At 60.8% G+C, this 20,024-nt stretch carries 19 protein-coding genes; 6 read left to right on the plus strand and 13 right to left on the minus strand.

What is annotated here, in order from left to right; translation table 11 throughout:
• Nucleotides 1-26 precede the first annotated feature (26 nt).
• The 6 genes from RAC79_RS18020 to kduI form a co-directional block, all read right to left on the minus strand.
• A complete protein-coding gene (locus RAC79_RS18020; RefSeq protein WP_078053649.1) occupies nt 27-1,004 on the minus strand; it encodes a TRAP transporter substrate-binding protein in 978 nt (325 codons plus the stop codon).
• A 144-nt stretch (nt 1,005-1,148) separates the two neighbouring features.
• The gene (locus RAC79_RS18025) at nt 1,149-2,027 is read right to left on the minus strand and encodes an amidohydrolase family protein (protein WP_174039825.1); all 879 of its coding nucleotides are present in this window, start codon (nt 2,025-2,027) and stop codon (nt 1,149-1,151) included.
• Nucleotides 2,024-3,160 (minus strand): D-galactarolactone cycloisomerase, encoded by a 1,137-nt coding sequence (locus tag RAC79_RS18030; protein WP_174039826.1) that lies wholly within the window; start codon nt 3,158-3,160, stop codon nt 2,024-2,026. The genes RAC79_RS18025 and RAC79_RS18030 overlap by 4 nt, the downstream gene beginning before the upstream one ends.
• A 36-nt stretch (nt 3,161-3,196) precedes the next feature.
• Complete coding sequence (gene kdgD, locus RAC79_RS18035; protein ID WP_174036718.1) at nt 3,197-4,108, minus strand: 5-dehydro-4-deoxyglucarate dehydratase; 912 nt, start codon at nt 4,106-4,108, stop codon at nt 3,197-3,199.
• A gap of 114 nt (nt 4,109-4,222) precedes the next feature.
• Nucleotides 4,223-4,966: a 2-dehydro-3-deoxy-D-gluconate 5-dehydrogenase KduD gene (gene kduD, locus RAC79_RS18040; protein ID WP_065656168.1), complete on the minus strand. Its 744-nt coding sequence runs from the start codon at nt 4,964-4,966 to the stop codon at nt 4,223-4,225.
• The gene (gene kduI / locus RAC79_RS18045; RefSeq protein WP_065656169.1) at nt 4,963-5,787 is read right to left on the minus strand and encodes a 5-dehydro-4-deoxy-D-glucuronate isomerase; all 825 of its coding nucleotides are present in this window, start codon (nt 5,785-5,787) and stop codon (nt 4,963-4,965) included. Before kduI ends, kduD begins: the two co-directional genes overlap by 4 nt.
• A gap of 138 nt (nt 5,788-5,925) precedes the next feature.
• On the opposite strand from kduI, the gene RAC79_RS18050 reads away from it, so the two are divergent.
• From RAC79_RS18050 to RAC79_RS18060, 3 genes are all read left to right on the plus strand, one after another.
• Nucleotides 5,926-6,723: an NAD(P)-dependent oxidoreductase gene (locus tag RAC79_RS18050; RefSeq protein WP_174045090.1), complete on the plus strand. Its 798-nt coding sequence runs from the start codon at nt 5,926-5,928 to the stop codon at nt 6,721-6,723.
• Between the two features lie 109 nt (nt 6,724-6,832).
• Nucleotides 6,833-7,570, plus strand: coding sequence for a FadR/GntR family transcriptional regulator (locus tag RAC79_RS18055; protein ID WP_078053634.1), 738 nt, complete (start codon nt 6,833-6,835; stop codon nt 7,568-7,570).
• 42 nt (nt 7,571-7,612) lie between these two features.
• Complete coding sequence (locus RAC79_RS18060) at nt 7,613-7,930, plus strand: cupin domain-containing protein (RefSeq protein ID WP_003522691.1); 318 nt, start codon at nt 7,613-7,615, stop codon at nt 7,928-7,930.
• A gap of 8 nt (nt 7,931-7,938) precedes the next feature.
• Here the strand turns inward: RAC79_RS18060 and RAC79_RS18065 are convergent, their stop codons facing one another.
• From RAC79_RS18065 to RAC79_RS18090, 6 genes are all read right to left on the minus strand, one after another.
• Nucleotides 7,939-9,168 (minus strand): M24 family metallopeptidase, encoded by a 1,230-nt coding sequence (locus RAC79_RS18065; RefSeq protein WP_374997424.1) that lies wholly within the window; start codon nt 9,166-9,168, stop codon nt 7,939-7,941.
• A 331-nt stretch (nt 9,169-9,499) separates the two neighbouring features.
• On the minus strand, nt 9,500-11,503 hold the full coding sequence (locus RAC79_RS18070) for an aldo/keto reductase (protein WP_174045096.1): 2,004 nt from the start codon (nt 11,501-11,503) through the stop codon (nt 9,500-9,502).
• Between the two features lie 45 nt (nt 11,504-11,548).
• Nucleotides 11,549-12,634 carry an ABC transporter ATP-binding protein gene (locus RAC79_RS18075; protein WP_125146391.1) on the minus strand — a complete coding sequence of 362 codons (1,086 nt, stop codon included), beginning with the start codon at nt 12,632-12,634 and terminating at the stop codon, nt 11,549-11,551.
• A 9-nt stretch (nt 12,635-12,643) separates the two neighbouring features.
• On the minus strand, nt 12,644-13,480 hold the full coding sequence (locus RAC79_RS18080; RefSeq protein ID WP_046800394.1) for a carbohydrate ABC transporter permease: 837 nt from the start codon (nt 13,478-13,480) through the stop codon (nt 12,644-12,646).
• Complete coding sequence (locus RAC79_RS18085; protein WP_065656190.1) at nt 13,477-14,337, minus strand: carbohydrate ABC transporter permease; 861 nt, start codon at nt 14,335-14,337, stop codon at nt 13,477-13,479. The genes RAC79_RS18080 and RAC79_RS18085 overlap by 4 nt, the downstream gene beginning before the upstream one ends.
• Before the next feature lie 260 nt (nt 14,338-14,597).
• A complete protein-coding gene (locus tag RAC79_RS18090) occupies nt 14,598-15,869 on the minus strand; it encodes a sugar ABC transporter substrate-binding protein (RefSeq protein ID WP_174039829.1) in 1,272 nt (423 codons plus the stop codon).
• An 86-nt stretch (nt 15,870-15,955) separates the two neighbouring features.
• Between RAC79_RS18090 and RAC79_RS18095 the strand changes: the two genes are divergently transcribed.
• Nucleotides 15,956-16,852 carry a helix-turn-helix domain-containing protein gene (locus tag RAC79_RS18095; protein WP_174000112.1) on the plus strand — a complete coding sequence of 299 codons (897 nt, stop codon included), beginning with the start codon at nt 15,956-15,958 and terminating at the stop codon, nt 16,850-16,852.
• On the opposite strand, the gene RAC79_RS18100 is transcribed toward RAC79_RS18095, so the two are convergent.
• Complete coding sequence (locus tag RAC79_RS18100; protein WP_065656177.1) at nt 16,849-17,694, minus strand: helix-turn-helix domain-containing protein; 846 nt, start codon at nt 17,692-17,694, stop codon at nt 16,849-16,851. The two genes, RAC79_RS18095 and RAC79_RS18100, sit on opposite strands and share 4 nt — an antisense overlap.
• A 123-nt stretch (nt 17,695-17,817) precedes the next feature.
• On the opposite strand from RAC79_RS18100, the gene RAC79_RS18105 reads away from it, so the two are divergent.
• Together RAC79_RS18105 and RAC79_RS18110 are read left to right on the plus strand one after the other, a co-directional pair.
• Nucleotides 17,818-19,026 (plus strand): MFS transporter, encoded by a 1,209-nt coding sequence (locus RAC79_RS18105; protein WP_174039830.1) that lies wholly within the window; start codon nt 17,818-17,820, stop codon nt 19,024-19,026.
• Between the two features lie 85 nt (nt 19,027-19,111).
• Complete coding sequence (locus RAC79_RS18110) at nt 19,112-20,008, plus strand: LysR substrate-binding domain-containing protein (protein ID WP_174039831.1); 897 nt, start codon at nt 19,112-19,114, stop codon at nt 20,006-20,008.
• The last annotated feature ends 16 nt before the right edge of the window (nt 20,009-20,024 follow it).

The raw sequence follows: 20,024 nt of genomic DNA on the forward strand, positions 1-20,024 counted from the left end.
TGTTCCCAGGGCCGGTTTTCCGCGCATTATTTGACCGCTTTCACCCGTTCCAGAAGGTCTTTCATCTTCGGATCGGTGACGAACTTGTCGTAGACCGGACCCATCGCGGCAGCGAATTCCTCCTTGTTGACCTTGATGACATTGACGCCACCGGCGCGGACCTTTTCTTCCGATGCCTTTTCGCGGGCGCTCCAGAGTTCACGCATCTTGCCGACGGAATCCTTGGCCGCCTGACGCAACAGCTTCTGATCTTCCGGAGAGAGCTTGTCGTAAGAGACCTTCGAAATGACGAGGATTTCCGGGTTCAGCGAATGTTCCGTCAGGGAGTAGTTTTTCGCTACCTCGTAGTGACGGGCGGATTCGTAAGAGGGCCAGTTGTTTTCCGCACCGTCGACAACGCCGGTTTCAAGCGAGGAATAGACCTCGCCCATCGGCATCGGCGTCGGGTTGGCGCCGAAAGCCTGCATCATCGAAATCCACAGATCCGACTGCTGCACGCGGATTTTCAGGCCCTTCAGGTCCGCGAGTTTTTCGATGGGCTTTTTGGTGGTGTAGAAGGACCGTGCGCCGGAATCGTAAAAGGCGAGACCGACGAGGCCGTGCGGTTCGAAGGCCGCCAGAACCTCATCGCCTATCGGGCCGTCAACCGTGTTGTGCATGTGCTCCGTCGAGCGAAACAGGAAAGGCAGGCCAAGAACGGTGGTTTCCTTGACCAGATTGTTGAAAGGCGCGGCATTGACGCGGTTCATGTCGATGACGCCGAAGCGGGTCTGCTCGATGGTATCCTTCTCGCCGCCGAGAACGGAATTGTTCATGACCTGTATCTTGATGCGGCCCTTGGTGCGCTCGGCCAGAAGCTCGCCCATATATTTCACGGCTTCGACCGTCGGATAACCGTCGGGATGAATATCGGCAGAACGCAAGGTGATTTCCTGCGCCTTGGCGGAAACACCGGCGAGCGCGATCCCCATCGCGACGCACATCATGCTTGCAATCTTTTTCATGCTTTCCTCCTCCATTGTTGAAACGATCCAGCCCCTCCAAGGCTATCGGACCGTATTTTTCACGCCCATCCGGGCCGGCATGCAAAGACCTTTCAGTTTAAAAGGACGATGGGGACCTCCCTTCCCCAGCCATCCCCGATTGACCTATCCCGCCGTGACTGGCGGCAGCTTGAACAGCGCTTCCGGGTTTTCCACCAGCGCGCGATGCCGCGCCGCTTCATCCGGCAGCCAGCCGAGTATAACTTCCGCAAGGCGAGCATCGTCGGGATAGGCCGCAGTCTCGCGGATGGAGTTATGCGGCCAGTTTGTGCCCCAGACGATGCGCTCCGGCGCATGGGCGGCGATGACGCGCGAAAAGGCGGCGATGTCCTCATAGGGCCAGCTCTCACGCGAGCTTTCGTAGACGCCGGCGAACTTGAACCAGAGATTGCCGCGGTCGATGAGTTTCAGAAGCGCCGCCATTTCCGGGCCATCGGTTCTGATGCCCTTGAAGAACTTGCCGTGGTGATCGAACACCCAGCGCGAGCGGATGTTCTGAAGGCGCGGCAGGTGATCGAGCAGCGTATTGCCGTCGAATTGCACCGCCACCATCCAGTCGGCCGCGTGCGCGCGCTCGTCCACGGCTTCCAGCTCGGAAAGATTCACCGCACCACCCGGCAGATCCATGATACGCGCACCGACGGCCCCTGAGGCGGCAAGCTTTTCCATGTCCTTTTCGGTCGTTCCCGCATCGATGATGACCACCGCGCGGGCCGCCTCGCCCATTTCCGCGACACAGGCGAGTGTGTTGCCGTTATCGCGCTGATGGGCGTTGCCCTGGGTGATGATGACCCGGTCGATGCCGAGCCATTGCATGAGGCTGCGATAATCCTCCGGTCCGGGCAGAGCGCCCGGCGGCAGGCCCGGTCCACTAGGCAGGGCGGGATAGTGGGGCAGATAGAGATGCATCTGCGTATCGACGGCGCCTTTCGGGAAAGCGGGCCGGGGCGCTGTGCCGCTCAGTTTTCTGACAAGTTCGCTCACGGGTCTGGCATCCTGAATTCAAGCAATGCGTCGCGGTTGATCTCTAATCCGAGGCCGGGGCCGTTCGGGATCGTGACGACGCCGTTTACCGCCTCTATCGGCTCGCTCAGCACGGCCTGCCGGAACGGATTATAGGTACGGTCGAATTCCATGATCGGCTCAATGGGATTGACCCGCACCGGATCGGGCGTCATCGCCGCCATGAATTGAAGGGCGGCGGCAATCTGTACGCCGGTGCCCCAGACATGTGGCACAATGCGCACGCCGTGCAGCGTGGCGAGCGCCGCAATCTTCTGTGTTTCGGAAAAGCCGCCGCAGCCGCAGAGATCGGGCTGGAGAATATCCACGGCGCCGGCGGAAAGCGCCTGCCACATGCCATAACGCCCGTGCCAGGTCTCGCCGCCCGCAACCGGGATCGGCTGGCCGGCCCGCACCCGGGCATAGGCATCGAGCTGCTCGGGAACCACCGGCTCCTCGAACCAGTCGATACCATAGTCGGCGGCGCGGTTGCCGAGCGCGATGGCCTCGGTGACGGTGTAGCCGTGATTGGCGTCAATCATCAGCCGCATATCCGGCCCAATCGCCTCGCGCACGGCGGCGATGACGTGGAGGTCTTCCTCTATGCCGAAGCCGATCTTGATCTTGCAGGCATGAAAGCCGTCCGCCCGACGCTCCGCCATCTCGGAGGCATTGTCGGAAACGCGGTCGACGCCATCGCGCTTGAAGCTGCCGGTGGCATAGGCGCGCACGCTTTCGCGCCAGCGCCCGCCGAGCAGCATCGAGATGGAAGCGCCATAATGCTTGCCCTTGATGTCCCACAGCGCGATATCGATGCCGGACAGGGCCGTGAGGCTGAGGCCGCGCTGGCCCTGATCGCGCAGGGCATTATAAAGCACGGCCCAGATCTTCTCGGTCTCACGCGGGTCCTGGCCGATGAGCCAGCCGGAATAGGCCTGAACCACGGCGGCGTTCGGCCGCGCCGGTCCGAGGCATTCGCCCCAGCCGACGGTTCCGTCGTCGCATTCGATTTCCACCAGAATATGGGCGCGGCGGTCAAAACGCATGGATGCGCTTTCGAACGGCGTGTCCAGCCGGTGTTCGAGCAGATGCGTGCGCACCGCTGTGATCTTCATGGCTCCCCTCCCGCTTGTCTCGATCAGGCCTCCAAATCAGGCTTTGCGCTTATGCGTGCCGATCAAGGCGTCGAGCATGCCGATTTCCTCATTGGTCAGATCCTTCAGCGGCGCACGCACCGGACCGGCGTTGAAGCCCTGCAGGCGCACGCCTGCCTTGACGGCGGAGACGGCATAACCCTTGGCGCGGTTGCGGATCGCCATGAACGGATAGAAGAATTCCGTCAGGATACGCTCGCAGGTGGCGCGTTCGCCGGCGCGCAGCGCGGCGTAGAATTCATTGGCAAGGCCCGGCACGAAGTTGAAGACAGCCGAGGAATAGGTGGTGAAACCGGCGCCGAGATAGGCTTCGGCAAACAGTTCCGCCGTCGGCATGCCGCCGAGATACATCAGGCGATCACCCATCTTGGCGGTGATCTGGCGAACGAGACCGATATCGCCGGTGCCGTCCTTGAAGCCGACGAGGTTCGGGCATTCGTCGCAGAGACGCGCCAGCGTATCCGCCTGCAGCACGGAATTGTCACGGTTATAAACCATGACGCCGATGCCGACCGACTGACACACCTTCTTGATGTGGGCGTAAAGGCCTTCCTGCGGCGCATCGATAAGGTAATGCGGCAGAAGCAGGATGCCGTCCGCGCCGACCTTTTCGACCGAGCGGGCGATATCAACGGCAATCTCGGTGCCGTAACCGCAGCCGGAAACGATGGCGGTTTCACCGGCCACATCCTTGGCGGCGGAAACGATGGTCGGAATTTCATCCGGCTTCAGCGAGAAGAACTCACCCGTGCCGCCAGCGGCAAACAGCACCGGCGCTTTATAACCGGCAAGCCATTCGACATGCGCCCTGTAACTGTCCTGGGCGAAACGGCCCTCGGAATCGAAATGGGTGACCGGGAAAGACAACAGGCCGGAGCCGAGCGCCGTCTTGATTTGTTCAGGGTTCATGTTTGGTATTCCTTTGCAAATTCATTGACTGGAAGCCACCTAACCCGGTTGCCGCATGCTTGTCAACAATTCATCATACATGTTGTATGATGAATTGTTGAAATCTGTAACAGATCAGCGCGCCAGCCAGCCGCCATCGACATTGAGAATGGCGCCATGCACATAATCCGCCGCCGGCGAGGCAAGGAAAACCGCCGCCCCGGCTATATCGTCGGAATGGCCCCAGCGGCCGGCCGGAATACGCTCGAGAATGGCCTTGTTGCGGGCTGCATCCGCACGTAGCGCCTCGGTATTGTTGGTTTCGATGTAGCCGGGCGCAATCGCATTCACATTGATGCCCTTTGCCGCCCACTCATTCGCCAGAAGCTTGGTGAGGCCGGCGACGCCATGTTTCGCCGCCGTATAGGACGGCACGCGAATACCGCCCTGAAAGGAGAGGAGCGAAGCGATATTGACCACCTTGCCGGACCGGCCTTTCGCCAGCAACTCTTTCGCAAAAGCCTGGGTGGTGAAAAACAGCGCCTTGAGATTGACGTCCATCACCTCGTCCCAGTCGAGTTCGGAAAACTCAACGGAATCGGCACGGCGGATAATGCCGGCATTGTTGACGAGAATATCGAAACCGGCGCCGGCAAAACTGTCCTTCGCCGCCAGCGGATCTGCAAAATCGATAGATAATGCGCTGGCCCTGCCGCCGTCCCTGGCGATCATCTCCAGCGTTTCATCCGGCGCGCGGCGGGCGGCGCAGACCACCTCTGCGCCGGCAGCCGCGAGCCCCACCGCAATTGCCTGGCCAAGCCCCGTATTCGCGCCGGTGACGAGCGCTTTACGCCCCTGAAGCGAAAAGGGATTCTTCATTTCAGATCTCCCGGCTGGATGAAGTCCATGTCGGTGTAATCGACATTGTCTCCCGCCATAGCCCAGATGAAGGTGTAAGAACCGATGCCGGCGCCGGAATGGATGGACCAGGGCGGAGAAATCGCACCCTCTTCATTCGAAATGAACAGATGCCGGGTTTCCTGCGGCTCACCCATCAGATGCAGCACGCGCGACTTCTCATCCATGCCGAAATAGAGATAGGCCTCCATGCGGCGATCGTGAATGTGGGAAGGAATGGTGTTCCAGACCGAGCCGTCCTCCAGCGTCGTATACCCCAGCACCAGCTGGCAGCTTTCCATGACCAGCGGATGGATGAACTGGTTGATGGTGCGCTTGTTGGAGGTTTCGGTCGCGCCGAGCTTGACCTCCTTGCTATTGGCCAGTGTCACGAGCTTCGCCGGCAGGCTGCGATGCGCCGGGCAGGAGGTGATGTAGAATCGCCCTGCCCCGTCAAAGGTCACCGCACCGCTGCCTGCGCCGAGATAAAGCACATCGCCGCGATTGAGGGTATAGGTCTCGCCGCCGGCGCTGACCGTGCCGGTCTCGCCCACATTGACGATGCCCATCTCGCGCCGGTCGAGGAAGGACGGCGTTTTGGTCTCTTCCACCTTGTCCAGCGTCAGCGGCGCACCGTTCGGCACCGCGCCGCCCATCACGAAGCGGTCATAATGGGTGTAGATCAGCCTGATTTCGCCGGAACGAAACATGTCGTTGGCGAGGAAATGCCGGCGGAGCCCTTCGGTATCCAGCGTTTTTGCATATTCCGGGTTCACGGCCTGCCTTGTTTCGACGGTCAACATCAAACTCATCCTTCATGATTGTTGCGTATGGCACATAATATATGTTATCCGCTTTTTGTACGATCTGTATGACAAGGTCAAGAGGCATAGGCATATCTCGACCACGCCAGGGACGTGCAACGCTGAGGGAGAATGGCAATGAAACGGCTTCTTGTTACCGGTGCTGCGGGCCAGCTTGGCCGCGTTATGCGCAAACGCCTTGCATCGATGGCCGAGACCATTCGCCTTGCCGATCTCGCCCCGCTCGATCCGGCAGGCCCGAACGAGGAATGCATGCAATGCGACCTTGCGGATGCAGAAGCCGTTGACGCCATGGTTGCCGGTTGCGACGGCATCGTTCACCTTGGCGGCATATCGGTGGAGAAGCCTTTCGAACAAATCCTTCAAGGCAACATCATCGGACTTTATAATCTCTACGAGGCCGCCCGCGCCCACGGCCAGCCGCGAATTGTTTTCGCCAGCTCCAACCATACGATCGGCTATTATCCCCAGACCGAACGGCTTGGTCCCGATGTTCCCTTCCGCCCGGACGGCCTCTACGGCGTGTCCAAATGTTTCGGCGAAAACCTCGCCCGCCTGTATTTCGAGAAATTCGGACAGGAGACGGCGCTTGTGCGCATCGGCTCCTGCACGCCGGAACCCAACAATTACCGCATGCTGTCCACCTGGTTTTCTCATGACGATTTCGTGTCGCTGATCGAAGCGGCGTTTCGCGCACCCGTTCTCGGCTGCCCGGTCGTCTGGGGTGCGTCGGCCAACGATGCGAGCTGGTGGGACAATTCGCATCTCGGCTTTCTGGGATGGAAACCGAAGGACAATGCCGAGGCCTTCCGGGAGCACATCGCCCGGACAGTTCCCAAACCGGACCCGAGCGACGCGCTAGTCCGCTTTCAGGGTGGCGTGTTTGTCGACAACCCGATCTTCAAGGAGACGTGACATGTCGCACGGACCTTTCCCGCTAAAACGGCGGGATTGCATGCCAGGCCGCGAATGACGTATCGAGGAACGGTGCACGCAACCGACATTTTTTAGAACGGCGACCAAGATGACAAAAGCGACAAGCTTCGAACCGGCAGCTCCACAAGGCAGAACGCTTGTGGTGAAGGTTTCGGAGGAACTCCGCAGCCAGATCGCCAAGGGTCGTTACAAGACGGGTGAGCGCCTTCCCTCCGAAGCGCAGATGACGCAGGAATTCGGTGTCAGCCGTACCGTGGTGCGGGAGGCAATCGCCTCGCTGCGATCCGACGGTCTGGTCGAGCCGCGTCAGGGCGCTGGTGTTTTCGTACTGGAACCCGCACCCACTGAGCGGCGCCCCTTCCACAATGTCGATCTTGCGCGCGTCTCGTCGCTGATCGAAATGCTGGAATTGCGCACCGCCGTGGAAGGTGACGCCGCCGGTCTCGCCGCCATTCGCCGCTCGCCGGCGCAGGAGGAAAAGATCATCGAGGCCTTCGATGCCTTCCGCGCCAGCGCCACCAGGGGCGTGCCGACAGCAGAGGCCGATTTCGCCTTCCATCTCGCCATTGCCGAAGCGACCAACAATCCCCGCTTCAGCGAGTTTCTGCAGGTGCTCGGCCCCACCCTCATTCCGCGCCGCGCCGTGGCCGAAAACGGCACGGAAACTGTGCTTTCGCCCGCCGATCTCGCCCGGCTCGTCGGTGAACATGAAGCGATCCTGATCGCGATACAGGACGGCGACGAGGAGGCGGCGCGCAGCGCCATGCGCAGCCACCTGAAAAGCAGCCAGACGCGTTATCGCTCCATGCTGCGCGCGCCGCGCTGAGACTACCTGTTTAAACCGCATTGCATGACTGAGGAGAACGATATGCAGCAGCTTCCGACCTTCCCCACCGTTTCCCCCGACGATGGCGTGGAGCGCACCGTGCTTTCCGAAGCGCCGGAACTGATGGTGGTCTCCTTCCGCTTCAAGACCGGCGCCGAAGGCAGGCTGCACAGCCATCCGCATGTGCAATCCACCTATGTCGCCAGTGGCAGCTTCCGCTTTTATCGCGACGGTGAGGCCTACGACCTTCAGAAGGGCGATAGCCTCGTCATTCCCGGCCATATCGAGCACGGCTGCCTGTGTCTGGAAGAGGGCGAGCTGATCGACTGCTTTACCCCGCGCCGCGACGATTTCCTCTGATCCGGCGCTCAGTCCGCCGATAAATCCCGCATGGTGCGCGGCAGGCTGTTCATGCATTCCGCGCCGGAGGAGGTGACGAGGAACTGGTCCTCGATCATCAGCGCGCCCAGCCCTTCGCCATAAAACGGCGCTTCGAGCGCCACGACCATGCCGGGAAGAATGATTTCCGGATTGTCATGGGAAAAGAACGGCCATTCCTCGATGCCCACGCCACCGCCGACGGAATGGCCGAAATGGCCGCGATAATATTCGCTGAAACCTTGCCTGCGCATCGAGGCCAGCATGGCGGCGTGCACAGCACCGAATGTATTGCCGGGACGAATCACTTCGAGCCCGCTGGCAAAGGCCGCCTCCAGGGCGCTGAAAACATCGGCGGCCAGCGGCGAGACCGGCCCCCACGAAAAACTCCGCGCGCCATCCGATGAATAACCGTCGACCAGCGTGCCGACATCGGCCTTGATGAGCGCACCCGGCGTAACAACCGCCATATCCGACAAAGCGGGTCCGACGGATATGTAGTCCCAATGGCCGCTCAGCGAAAACCCGGATTTCGCGGCATGGGCCTGCGCGCCGGCCTTCCAGGCGGCGGAAAGCCCGCCGAGCGCCGCGCCAGGCCTGACGGCAGCGGCCATCGCGACCAGCCCGGCCTCTGCCGCCGCAGCCGCGCGCCTCAGAAGCTCGATCTCACGCTCGGATTTCACGGCGCGCAGGCGGCGCAGCACGGGCGATCCATCAACCCAATCGACATCGGGCAGCGCCTGACGCAGCGCCAGAAAATCGGCGGCGGGCATGAATTCGAGGTCTGCGCCAATGCGCGCCGCCGACAGCCCGCGCTCCCGCAGCAGGTCAGCCAGCAGGCCGAAACAGGCAGCGCGGTCGAATGTTTCCGGCCTAGGGCCACCGGAATTGTTGCGGCGATAGGCATCGTCCACCTGCGCGATGGTTTCGGCGCCCGACAGATCGACCATATCGATCCAGATGCGATGGCAGCGCAGATCGATATCCGGCGCGGCCCTTCTGACAAGCGAGGCGGCATGATCGCTGACGACAGCCGCAATTGGCGCATCGGCATCGGCCGGCACCAGCGCAATCGCCGAACCCGCCCTGCCCCACATGGTCGCGACACCGGCATGGGCGCCGACCGCATAACGGAAGGCTTCGGGTTGGAACAGCACCAGCGCCTCGATATCCGCTTCCCGCATCAGTTGCTGGGCACGGCTTCGGTCGATATCGCTCATGGGAACCCCGGTATATCATTTGCCTGCAATGCCAGGCCGCACGGTTTATGAGCCTACGCTTTAGCAGTCACCGGGGAAGGAATGAAGGTGGAAGATAACATCTCCACCTCGAAGATCGCCAGTTGGAACGAGCGGTTACCGCCTGTTTCTTCTCCCCGCCGGGGAGAAGTCCGCGGCAGCGGGATGAGGGGGCAAGGATAGAGATAAACCGAGAGCTTGCCCCCTCATCCGACCCTTCGGGCCACCTTCTCCCCGGCGGGGAGAAGAAATATGCCGCAACGCCTTGCACTATCCGAATGAGCGGCGGATAAATCCGCCGTCTCATTGCCTCTCACGCCTCCAGCCACGTCACCTGCTCGGCCGTCAGCCTGATATCCAGCGCCGAAAGACTGTCTTCCAGCTCCGCAATCGTGCGCGGCCCGATCAGCGGAATGACCGGGAAAGGCTGGGCGATGACATAAGCGAGCGCAATATGGATCGGGTGGCGGCCGAGTTTCTGCGCGAGCTCTATCGCCCGGTCGCGGCGGACGAAGTTGCGGTCGGAATACCAGACGCGGACGATTTCTTCATCGTCATGCTTGTCGCGCCCTGCCCTGTCCGTGAAAAATCCGCGCCCCTGGCTGGACCAGGCGAAATTGGGAATCTGGCGCGATTTCAGCCATTGCTTCCACTCATCGTCTGATGCAGCAACGCAGCCCGCCCAGATGGGATCGAGCATTTCCGCCAGCGAGAAATTGTTGGAGAGCGCGGCCGGAGCCTGCTTGCCATTCTTCGCAGCATAGGCGGCCGCCTCATCCATGCGCTCGCGCGTCCAGTTGGAGCCGCCGAAAATGCCGCGAATGCGTCCGTGCCGGACTTCGGCATCCATGGCATCGACGAACTCGCCGACCGGAACCTCCAGATTATCGCGATGCATGAAATAGGCATCGACATAATCCGTCTTCAGCCGCGCGAGCGACTGATCGAGCTGCTTTCCGATCATGTCAGGATAGCAGAGCGGCGAATGTGCACCCTTGCCGATCAGCACGATCTCTTCACGCGGCACGTTGCGGCTGGTGTGCCAGTCGCCGAAAATCGTCTCCGTCCTGCCTGCGCCATAAACATAGGCCGTATCGAAGAGATTGCCGCCCGCCTCGTAAAAGGCATCCAGCGTCAGGGATGCAGAAGCGAAATTGGGGAAGAATTCGAAACCGAGCGCGACCACGGAAGCGGGTTTGGCAAGGCCCGGAATCTGCCGCTTCGGCACTGCGTTTCCGGCCACGACCTTGCCGCCGGCAATATTGGCAACGCGCAACGTTGCTTTTTCAATGCTGTATTCGAGCCCGACGGAAGCCCGCCATTGATCCATGACACGCAGATTGCCGAGGCTGTCCGCCCAGGCCATGCCGGGTGCATCGAATTCCTTTTTTCCCTGCCGGATCGCCTCGCCGGCCGCGTCGACCTCGAAGGAATAAAGCCAGCGATCCTCCGGCAACTCGATGGTTTCCACCTTGTCGCCCCTGATGATATCGATCCGCCCGGTGCCGCCCTTGTGGCCGGCGGCGAACCAGAAATCCTTGACCTCGATACGGCCCTCCGAGCCGATGATGCGCAGCACATTGTCCTGCGCCGCCATGATCGAGCACGAGACTTCCGCGACAATGCCGTTTGCGAATTTCAGCACGGCCGAGGCCCATTCATCGACACCCGACTGGCCGAGATGGGCGGCGCCCGCCACTTTTTCCGGTTCGGCGAAAGGTTTTCCATCCACGGCGCCGGCGATCATCCGCACCATGGAAACCGGATAACCGCCGACATCGAGAATGCCGCCGCCCGCCGTTTCATTGGCGAACAGCCGGTGATCGGCCCGGAACGAGCCCATGTTGAAACCGAAGCTGGAGCGGATGATGCGGATATCGCCCACCGCCCGGGCTTTCACCAGTTCCAGCAATTTCGACGTCTGCGGGTGCAGGCGATACATATAGGCTTCGCCCGCGAAGACACCGGCCTTTTTCGCCTCGTGGAAAATGGCGTCGGCATCATAGGCGGAAAGCGCGATGGGCTTTTCCACCAGCACGTTTTTACCCGCCCGGATTGCCTTGATTGCCCATTCGGCATGGCCGGTATGGGGTGTGGCGATATAGACGGCGTCGATATCGGGATCGGCAAGCAGCGCGTCGTAACCCTTGATAATGCGCGCACCGGAAAAAGCTTCGGCAAGGCCCGGCTTGTCCGGGTTGCGGGTGGCGATGGCCTCTAACCTGCCGGTGCGGGAATGGGCGATACCGTCAGCAAAAGTTCTGGCGATGGTACCCGGGCCGATGATGCCCCAGCGGATCGGTTGTTCGGTCGTCATGAAATCCTCGTCCTTCATATCAGTCTTGGGTGCTTGGGAAAGGGTTCAGCGCAGGCGTTCGCCCCTGCTGTCAAAAAGGAAAGCCCGGCGGGCGGAAAGGCCGACCGTCAGCCGGTCACGATTGCCCACATCGCGCGACTCCGGCCGCTCGATGATGAGCTGCTCGCCGCCTTCGGTTCGGGCATAGACGTAGCTGGTATTGCCGAGATGTTCGGCGACATCGACATGCACGGTGAGATCGGCATCGCCCGCGCCCGCATCGTCAAAATGTTCCGGCCGGATGCCGAGCGAAACCTTGGCTCCCTCGCTCAAACGGCTTTTCACCGGCAGGCTCAGCCGCACCGCAGGATCGCTGTCGAGCGAGAGCGTAACGCTCTCCGCGCCGCTACCGATGATGGTGGCGTCGAGGAAATTCATCTTCGGCGACCCAACGAAACCGGCAACGAAGCGGTTGGCGGGATCATCGTAGAGATCGAGCGGCGCGCCGACCTGCTCGATATTGCCCGCCCGCAGCACAACGATCTTGTCGGCCAGCGTCATCGCCTCGGTCTGGTCATGCGTCACATAGATCATCGTGGTGCCGAGCTGCTTGTGCAGGCGCGAGATTTCCACGCGCATCTGCACCCGCAATTCGGCATCGAGGTTGGACAATGGCTCATCGAACAGGAAGACCTGCGGTTCGCGCACGATGGCGCGGCCGATGGCGACGCGCTGGCGCTGGCCGCCGGAAAGCTGCTTCGGCCGGCGCTGCATCAACTCGTTGATCTGCAGGATTTCGGCGGCGCGGTTGACCCGCTTTTGCGTATCGGCCTTCGGGTTGCCGTTCATCCGGAGGCCGAAGGAGAGGTTTTCGGCAACGGTCATATGCGGATAAAGCGCATAGGACTGGAACACCATGGCAATGCCGCGATCGGCCGGGTCGGCATCACTCACCGTCCTGCCGCCAATCACGATATCGCCACCGGAAATATCCTCCAGCCCGGCGATCATTCTGAGAAGCGTGGATTTGCCGCAGCCGGAGGGGCCGACGAACACGACGAACTCGCCATCCTTCACCTCCAGATTTGCGCCATGGATCACTTCCAGCGCGCCGTAACGCTTGACCACGTTGTTGAGCGAAAGTTCCGCCATGCGGCCCCCTTACTTGACTGCCCCGGCGGAAATGCCGGCGATGAAGTGACGCTGCAAAGCCACGAAAACCACGAGAATGGGTGCGGTGAGCAGCACCGCGCCGGCCATGATGCCGCCCCATGACACTTTGGTCAGCCCGATGAGGGTGCCAAGCGCCACGGGTGCGGTCATCATTCCTGGGCGGGAATTGATGAGAAGCGGCCAGAGATAATTGTTCCACGAGGCCAGGAAGAGAATGATCGACAGCGCCGCCATGGTGGGCCGCGCCAGCGGCAAAGCGATGCGCAGGAAGATCTGCCATTCCTTCACGCCTTCCACCCGCGCCGCATCGAAAAGCTCCGTCGGCATCATCGAGAAGGATTGCCGCATGAACAGCACGCCGAGCGAGTTGAACAGCGGCGGCACGATCAGCGCGACCCAAGTGTTGGCAAGCTTGAATTCCCGCGCCACCATGATGAATTGCGGAATGACGACGACGGCAAAAGGCAAAGTGATGGTGCCGAGAATGATGGCGATCACCACCCCGCGTCCCGCAAAACGGTAACGCGCCAGCGCCCAACCGGCCATCGACGTCAGGAACACCGAAAGCACGGTGTAAATGACGGCGACGGTGATCGAGATGAACATGGCCCTGAGGAAATTGGTGTCCGCCTGCAGGTTGTTGAAATTCTCGACGAAGTTGGTGGAGGGCACCAGCACGATATCCGGGCTGAAAATGCCGTAATCCGGCATGGTCGAAAAAACGAACATCATCCACAGCGGAAACAGCCAGATGATGGCGAGGGGTGTCAGCGCCGCATGCAGCGCGATCTTCTGCCAGAAAAGCGATCTCGATTTCGATCTCATTTCGGCTCCCTCCCGACCCAGAGATTAAGCAGCGAAATGGCGATGGCGAGCGCCGCCATGGTGTAGGCAATGGCCGAGGCGTAGCCGAAATTGAGCGAAGTGAAGCCCTGCCGATAAAGGAACAGCCCCAGCGTCTCCGTGCCGCCGCCCGGCCCGCCCCTGTTGGTGATGAGGAAGGGTTCGGCAAACAGCTGCATGGTGCCGATGACCGACAGCACGACGCAGAACAGGATGATGGGTTTAAGCAACGGCAGGGTGATATAAAAGAACTGCTGACGCTTGCTGACCTTGTCCAGCGTCGCCGCCTCATAGACATCGCCGGGGATCGATTGCAGCCCGGCCAGAATGATGATGGCGTTATATCCCGCCCAGCGCCAGGTAACCGCGATGATGACCAGTGCCATGGCCGCATTGGCATTGTCGAACCACGAGACGGGCGAAAGTCCGACTGAGGTGATGAGCTTGTTGATGATGCCGAAATCGGCGCTGAACATCAGCCGGAACACCGCCGCATAGGCCACCTCGCCAACGACGACAGGCGCAAAAAAGGCAAATCGATAAAGCGGCCGCGCCTTTAGGAGCGGCGAATTCAACAGCACCGCCATGACGGTGGCGAGCGCGATCATCACGGGCACCTGAATGACCAGAATGATCAGCGTGTTATAGAGCGCGTTATAAAAGGCCGGATCGGAAACGAGCCGCCCCCAGTTCATGGAAGGCGCAAACCGCCATGGGTTGATGCGGGTATTCTGGAACGACAGCATGAACGAGCTGATGATCGGCCAGACCCAGAAGGTGGCGAAAATCAGGAGATAGGGCGCAAGGAACGCATAAGCGATCCTGTTCCTAGACGGCATGGTGACCTCCAGATGCCGGACGATGGGCCGGATAAATGGAAAAGCTTCAGAAAGAGCGCGCCCCTATGAGGGGAATGCCTTTGCAAAACGGCGCGGCCTATTTCTTCTCCCCGAAGGGGAGAAGGTGGCCCGAAGGGTCGGATGAGGGGGCAAGCTCTCCGTATATCGCTACCGTCGCCCCCTCATCCCGCTGCCGCGGACTTTTCCCCCTCGGGGAGAAGAAGCTCGTAGCACCCGCTTGGCCATAAACAGCCGCCGGCTTACTCCGCGACCGGCAAACCGGTGGCCGTTTCGATCTGCTTGGCCGCATCGTCGAGCGCCGCTTTCGCGTCGGGATAACCGCCCGCGAAATATTTCGTCTGCGTCGCCTTGTAGATCGCATCCGCATCCGACTGGAACGCCGTGCCGCGGCTGGGCACGATCTTCGGCAGGGTGGCGAGAATATCGGTCCACACCGCCTGTCCGCCCCAATAGGCCTGCTTTTCCTTGACGAAAGGATCGTCGATGGCTGAGAGCAGCGAAGGAACGAGGCCAAAGGATTTCAGCATCGTCACCTGGCCTTCATTGGTGGTGAGCGCGTAATCGATGTATTTCCATGCGGCTTCCTTGTGCTCGGACGTCGAACTGATCGCCAGCGACGAGCCGCCGAGGTTGGCGGCGTGCGGACCATCCGGCGTCAGGCTCGGCATCAGATAGACGCCCCATTTGCCGGAAAGATCAGGAGAGCCGGAACGAACCGTGCCCTCATACCAGGCGCCATACATCTGGCTGGCGGCCTTGCCGGCCGTATTGGCCTGGATTTTCTCATCCCAGATCGCCGCCGTGATGATGCCGGCGTCTTTCATTTCCTTGACCTTTTCAAGGGTTGCGACACAGGCGGGCTGGTTGATGGTGATGTTCTGGCCATCGGTCGAAAAGTAACCGCATCCCTGCTCATTGGCGATCATGCGAAACCATTCGCTATCGCCATTGAAATCGGCCTGCGCCATGACGGTGCCGGGATTGGCGGCCATGACCTTCTTGCCGGCGGCGATGAAATCATCCCAGCTTTTGATGGTGGCCGGATCGACGCCTGCCTTCTCATAGAAGTCGCGGCGATAAAATACCGCCACCGGACCGGAATCCCACGGCACCGCATAGGCGACGCCGTCAACCTCCAGTTCCGTGCGCTTGAAATCAGGAAAAAGCGCCTGTTTCTCAGGCGTATAGCCAAGCTCGGTCAGATTGGCGAAACAATCGGGAAAGCGGCTCCAGAACAGCTCCGCCTCGAAATTCTCGATGGTGACAATATCCGGCAGCCCATCGCCGCCGGCGGCGCAGGCAGCCAGCGTCTTGTCAAAAACCTGATCGTTACCAAGGTCTTCAACGACGATCTTAATGTCCGGGTTCTGCTTGTTGAAGCCCTCCACCGTGGATTTCAGCGCGGAAGCCGCGACATTCCAGCTCCAGATGGTGACGGTTTCTGTTTGCGCGAAAGCCGGGGCTGCGAGAAGCAGCATAGCCGTAGACGCGCCAAGAAATTTCAAGCACATTGAAAACCTCCCTTTTTCAATTGCCGTTCTTCAGCGAACATGGGCACATTACCGGCGGCAGGAAATCTGTCTCGTAAAAAGGGAACATCGATTTGGCGGAAAGTAAGATTGCCGAAAGAGCCTTCTACCAGCCGGGTGCGAGCAGCATCGAAGGCATGCCGACAACGCTTCAGCTTTTTCACAATCACCCGCCCATCATGCTCAGGCCCCACTGGCACGCGCAGGTGGAAGTGAATTACGTCATGTCGGGATCGGTGCATTACCGCATGGGCGATCACGACCTGACGCTCAATGCCGGCCAGATGTGCATCTTCTGGGGCGGCCAGCCGCATCAGATGGACCACTCCTCCGACGATTCCTTTTATGCAGGCGCGCATCTGCCGCTCGTGCATTTCTTCCGCATGCGCCTGCCGGCCGCCGTCTCCAGCCAGTTGATGGGCGGTGCGACGATGGTGAGTGCCGAGACGGACAGGGCGGATGCAGAAAATTTCGGCCGCTGGTTCCGCTACGTCACCTCGGGCGATCCGGCAAAAGCCCAGCACGCGGTCGAGGAACTGCTGCTCCGGGTCGAGCGGATGTTTCTGGAGCCTTACTCCGTCATATCCTCCGCTCTCGATGGAAAACGCAGACAGGATGACGAGGGCATGGCGCCCTCCATCGGCGTGGTGCGCATGTGCGACTTCATCGCCGCCAATTTTCTCGACGATATCGACGCGACGGAAATTGCCCGTGCCGCCTCGCTGCACCCGAAATATGCGATGAACCTGTTCCGCAAATCCACCGGCATGACGCTGATCAAATATCTGACCCTGCTCCGGCTTTCCCGCGCGCAGGCGATGCTGATGACCGGCAAGGACAATATCCTGCAGATCGCCATGGAAAGCGGCTTCGGCTCGGTCAGCGCCTTTAACAAGGCGTTTCGCCAGATCGCAGGCATGTCGCCTTCCGATTTCCGCCGCGACATGCGGGCGACGGCGGCTTAGTCTTCATTATCGGCGAAAGCAGCGCTGCGCTGCCGCGCCGCCTGCCGATAGGCCCTTGGTGAACTGCCCAGCATTCGCCGGAACATGGTGGTGAAAGCCGGGATGTTTTCATAACCGGCATCCAGCGCCACATTCGTCACCGCTTCGCCGGCCGCCAGTCTCGGCAGGGAGGCGAAGATACAGGCCTGCTGGCGCCAGGTGACGAAACTCAACCCCAGCTCCTTGCGGAACAGCCGCGTAAACGAGCGCCGGCTGATGCCCATGGCCACCGCCCAGTCATCGATCTCCACCCGCGCCACCGGCTTTTTCAGGAAATCACGGCACAGCGCCGCCAGACGCTGATTATCGGGAAAAGGCAGCCCGAGCGGCCGTTCCGGCAGACGGTTGATCTCGTCCAGCAACAGCGCCCGCACCAGACCGCGCCGATGGAAAGCGGGTGGCTCATGCTCTTCGCCCAGCAGTTCCGCAATCAGGCTGGAGGCGAGATCGGTGATTTCCACCACCCGCGGCACTTCCGCCTGAAACAGGTCGGGATGCACATAGATCGATTGCATTTCCACCGTCGATATGGTTTCCGACTCGTGTTCCAGGCCGGCGGGAATAATCAGCCCATGGCCGGGCGGTATCATCCAGCGACCATCGGCGGTGCTGACCAGAACCACGCCCCGGCGGGCATGCCAGATCTGCGCCCGCAGATGGCTGTGGACCGGTGCGCGATGTCCCTTGGCATAGGTGCGGGAAATCGCCAGCACCGGCTCGTTGGTGCCATCGATCAAATTCAGCATGTAGTTGTGGTCTTCGGCAGAAAAGGAGCCGAAGATCATGGAATTGTTTTTTGCCATTTGGCCCACTCACAAAGAAAATCGTCCAGAGCAAAGATGCAGGCCAGAAACAATATGAATAAAAGCGGGAAGAAATAAAGACATGTTTCCCGCCTTCCGCCGGGAACCGGAGAGGAATTCATCATGGCCACTGTCACCAGCGCCAGCACCAGCACCGCGTTCAACCCGCAACGCACGGCGTTTTCAATCATCGCAGCCGCCAGCTTCTGCCACATGCTGAACGACATCATGCAATCGCTGCTGACGTCGCTTTATCCGCTGCTGAAAGCCAATTACGCGCTCGATTTCGTGCAGATCGGCCTGCTTACCTTCGCTTTTCAGGTCACCGCCTCGCTGCTGCAGCCCGTTGTCGGCATGGTGACGGATCGCTGGCCGATGCCGTTCTCCCTGCCCGTCGCCATGCTGTCCACCTGCGCCGGCCTCATCACGCTTGCTTTTGCCCATAGTTTCGAGGTTCTGGTGATCGGCGCCTGCCTCATCGGCATCGGTTCGGCGATCTTCCATCCGGAAGCTTCCCGCGTCGCGCGCCTCGCATCCGGCGGCCGCCATGGTCTGGCCCAGTCATTCTTCCAGGTGGGCGGCAATACCGGCACGGCCATCGGCCCGCTGCTCGCCGCCTTTATCGTCATCCCGCTCGGTCAGACGAGCCTCAGCTGGTTCTCGCTGATCGCGCTCGTCGGTTTTGGCGTGCTTTCCTGGGTTGGCGTCTGGTACACCCGCCACCGCCGCGCAACCGTTGGCAAGGCGCCGGCCAGCCGCACGCTTCCCCTTGCCCGTGGCACGGTGATCATGACGCTTCTGGTGCTGGTGGTTCTGACCGCTACCAAGAATGCCTATCTCGCCAGCCTGTCCAGCTACTTCACCTTCTACACCATCGACAAGTTCGGTCTTGGTGTTCAGGACGCACAGGTTCTGCTGTTCCTCTTCCTCGGCGCTTCGGCACTGGGCGTGTTCTTCGGCGGCCCGATCGGCGACCGCTTCGGCTCGCGCGTCGTCATCTGGTTCTCGATCCTCGGCGTCATTCCCTTCGCGCTGCTGCTGCCCTATGCGAACCTGTTCTGGACAGCCATTCTCGTCGTCGTCATCGGCTTCGTGTTCTCCTCCGCCTTCTCGGCCATCGTCGTGTTCGCGCAGGAACTGGTGCCGGGCCGCGTCGGCCTCATCGCCGGCATGTTCTTCGGTTTCGCCTTCGGTTTCGGCGGCATCGGGGCGGCAGTTCTGGGCGTTTATGCGGATAAGGAAGGCATCGAATTCGTCTACCGCATCTGCTCCTACATGCCGCTGCTCGGCCTGCTCACGGTGTTCCTGCCGAAACTGCCGAGCCACCGCTAAAAGCCTCGCGTTCAACGCTTTTCAATACGGCGGTCACCTGTGATACTCAGGTGACCGCCGTATTCCGTTGAGCAAAGCCCTACCCATGCAAATCCCGATAAAATCGATCCTCGTTTTCCACGCCGCGGCAAGGGCGGGCAGCATTTCACGGGCGGCGGAAGAGTTGAGCGTCACCCCTTCGGCCGTTTCCCAGCAGATCCAGTTGCTGGAAGGCCAGCTCGGCACGACCCTGATGGCACGGACCGGCCGCAAGGTGACATTGACGGAAGCGGGCGAGCGGTATTTCTCGATGATCACCGCCCAGATCGAGCAGATATCGGACGCCACCGACAGTATTCGCGGCTTCCGCTCTGTCACCACGCTGACGATCCGGGCGACGCCGACCATATCCAACAAATGGCTGCTGCCGCGTCTCGGCTCGTTTCTGGAGGAGCATCCTGAACTGGAAGTGCGCCTTGACGGCACCAACGAGCCCACCGATTTTTCGCAGGAACTCGTCGATATAGAGCTGCGCCATGGCGATGGCCGCTGGCCGGGCCTCTTCGTGGAAGGGCTGGTGGAGGAGGAATTCCTGCCGGTCTGTTCGCCGAATTATAAGGGTGCGGGTACATTTCTGCCCGAGGAATTGCAGAACCAGCGGCTGATCCATTCGGTGAAGGCGCAGGCGCAATGGAACCACTGGTTCCCTCTGGCCGGCGTGACAGCCGAAAAGCGCTGGCGGCGGGTGCTGTTCGACCGCAGCCACATGGCCATCGATGCCGCCGTTCTCGGCATTGGCGTGGCGCTGGAGAGCACATTGATGATGGAGCGGGAGCTTCAGGACAAAATGCTGGTGCCGGCCGTGACGGACGCGCCGCGCATCAAGCTCGTCACCCAATGGATCGTCTGCCCGCATTCCCATCTGCGGCAGAGAAAAGTCATGCTGTTTCTGGAGTGGATGCGAAAACAACGCGACGAGTGGCAAGCCCGTCGCGTTGTCTGATGTTTCAGGCAATCCG

This window comes from Agrobacterium sp. LR_9, from assembly GCF_041954855.1.
In the GTDB taxonomy this organism is placed as follows: Bacteria; Pseudomonadota; Alphaproteobacteria; order Rhizobiales; family Rhizobiaceae; genus Agrobacterium; species Agrobacterium leguminum.

What these genes read in the sequence shown, in the direction of transcription:
- kduD (WP_065656168.1), bottom strand. Translation starts at nt 4,966, where the DNA reads ATGAAGAATCCCTTTTCGCTTCAGGGGCGTAAAGCGCTCGTCACCGGC.
- RAC79_RS18055 (WP_078053634.1), top strand. Translation starts at nt 6,833, where the DNA reads ATGACAAAAGCGACAAGCTTCGAACCGGCAGCTCCACAAGGCAGAACG.
- RAC79_RS18050 (WP_174045090.1), top strand. Translation starts at nt 5,926, where the DNA reads ATGAAACGGCTTCTTGTTACCGGTGCTGCGGGCCAGCTTGGCCGCGTT.
- RAC79_RS18075 (WP_125146391.1), bottom strand. Translation starts at nt 12,634, where the DNA reads ATGGCGGAACTTTCGCTCAACAACGTGGTCAAGCGTTACGGCGCGCTG.
- RAC79_RS18085 (WP_065656190.1), bottom strand. Translation starts at nt 14,337, where the DNA reads ATGCCGTCTAGGAACAGGATCGCTTATGCGTTCCTTGCGCCCTATCTC.
- RAC79_RS18110 (WP_174039831.1), top strand. Translation starts at nt 19,112, where the DNA reads ATGCAAATCCCGATAAAATCGATCCTCGTTTTCCACGCCGCGGCAAGG.
- RAC79_RS18105 (WP_174039830.1), top strand. Translation starts at nt 17,818, where the DNA reads ATGGCCACTGTCACCAGCGCCAGCACCAGCACCGCGTTCAACCCGCAA.
- RAC79_RS18080 (WP_046800394.1), bottom strand. Translation starts at nt 13,480, where the DNA reads ATGAGATCGAAATCGAGATCGCTTTTCTGGCAGAAGATCGCGCTGCAT.
- RAC79_RS18100 (WP_065656177.1), bottom strand. Translation starts at nt 17,694, where the DNA reads ATGGCAAAAAACAATTCCATGATCTTCGGCTCCTTTTCTGCCGAAGAC.
- RAC79_RS18030 (WP_174039826.1), bottom strand. Translation starts at nt 3,160, where the DNA reads ATGAAGATCACAGCGGTGCGCACGCATCTGCTCGAACACCGGCTGGAC.
- RAC79_RS18090 (WP_174039829.1), bottom strand. Translation starts at nt 15,869, where the DNA reads ATGTGCTTGAAATTTCTTGGCGCGTCTACGGCTATGCTGCTTCTCGCA.
- RAC79_RS18070 (WP_174045096.1), bottom strand. Translation starts at nt 11,503, where the DNA reads ATGACGACCGAACAACCGATCCGCTGGGGCATCATCGGCCCGGGTACC.
- RAC79_RS18065 (WP_374997424.1), bottom strand. Translation starts at nt 9,168, where the DNA reads ATGAGCGATATCGACCGAAGCCGTGCCCAGCAACTGATGCGGGAAGCG.
- kdgD (WP_174036718.1), bottom strand. Translation starts at nt 4,108, where the DNA reads ATGAACCCTGAACAAATCAAGACGGCGCTCGGCTCCGGCCTGTTGTCT.
- kduI (WP_065656169.1), bottom strand. Translation starts at nt 5,787, where the DNA reads ATGTTGACCGTCGAAACAAGGCAGGCCGTGAACCCGGAATATGCAAAA.
- RAC79_RS18060 (WP_003522691.1), top strand. Translation starts at nt 7,613, where the DNA reads ATGCAGCAGCTTCCGACCTTCCCCACCGTTTCCCCCGACGATGGCGTG.
- RAC79_RS18020 (WP_078053649.1), bottom strand. Translation starts at nt 1,004, where the DNA reads ATGAAAAAGATTGCAAGCATGATGTGCGTCGCGATGGGGATCGCGCTC.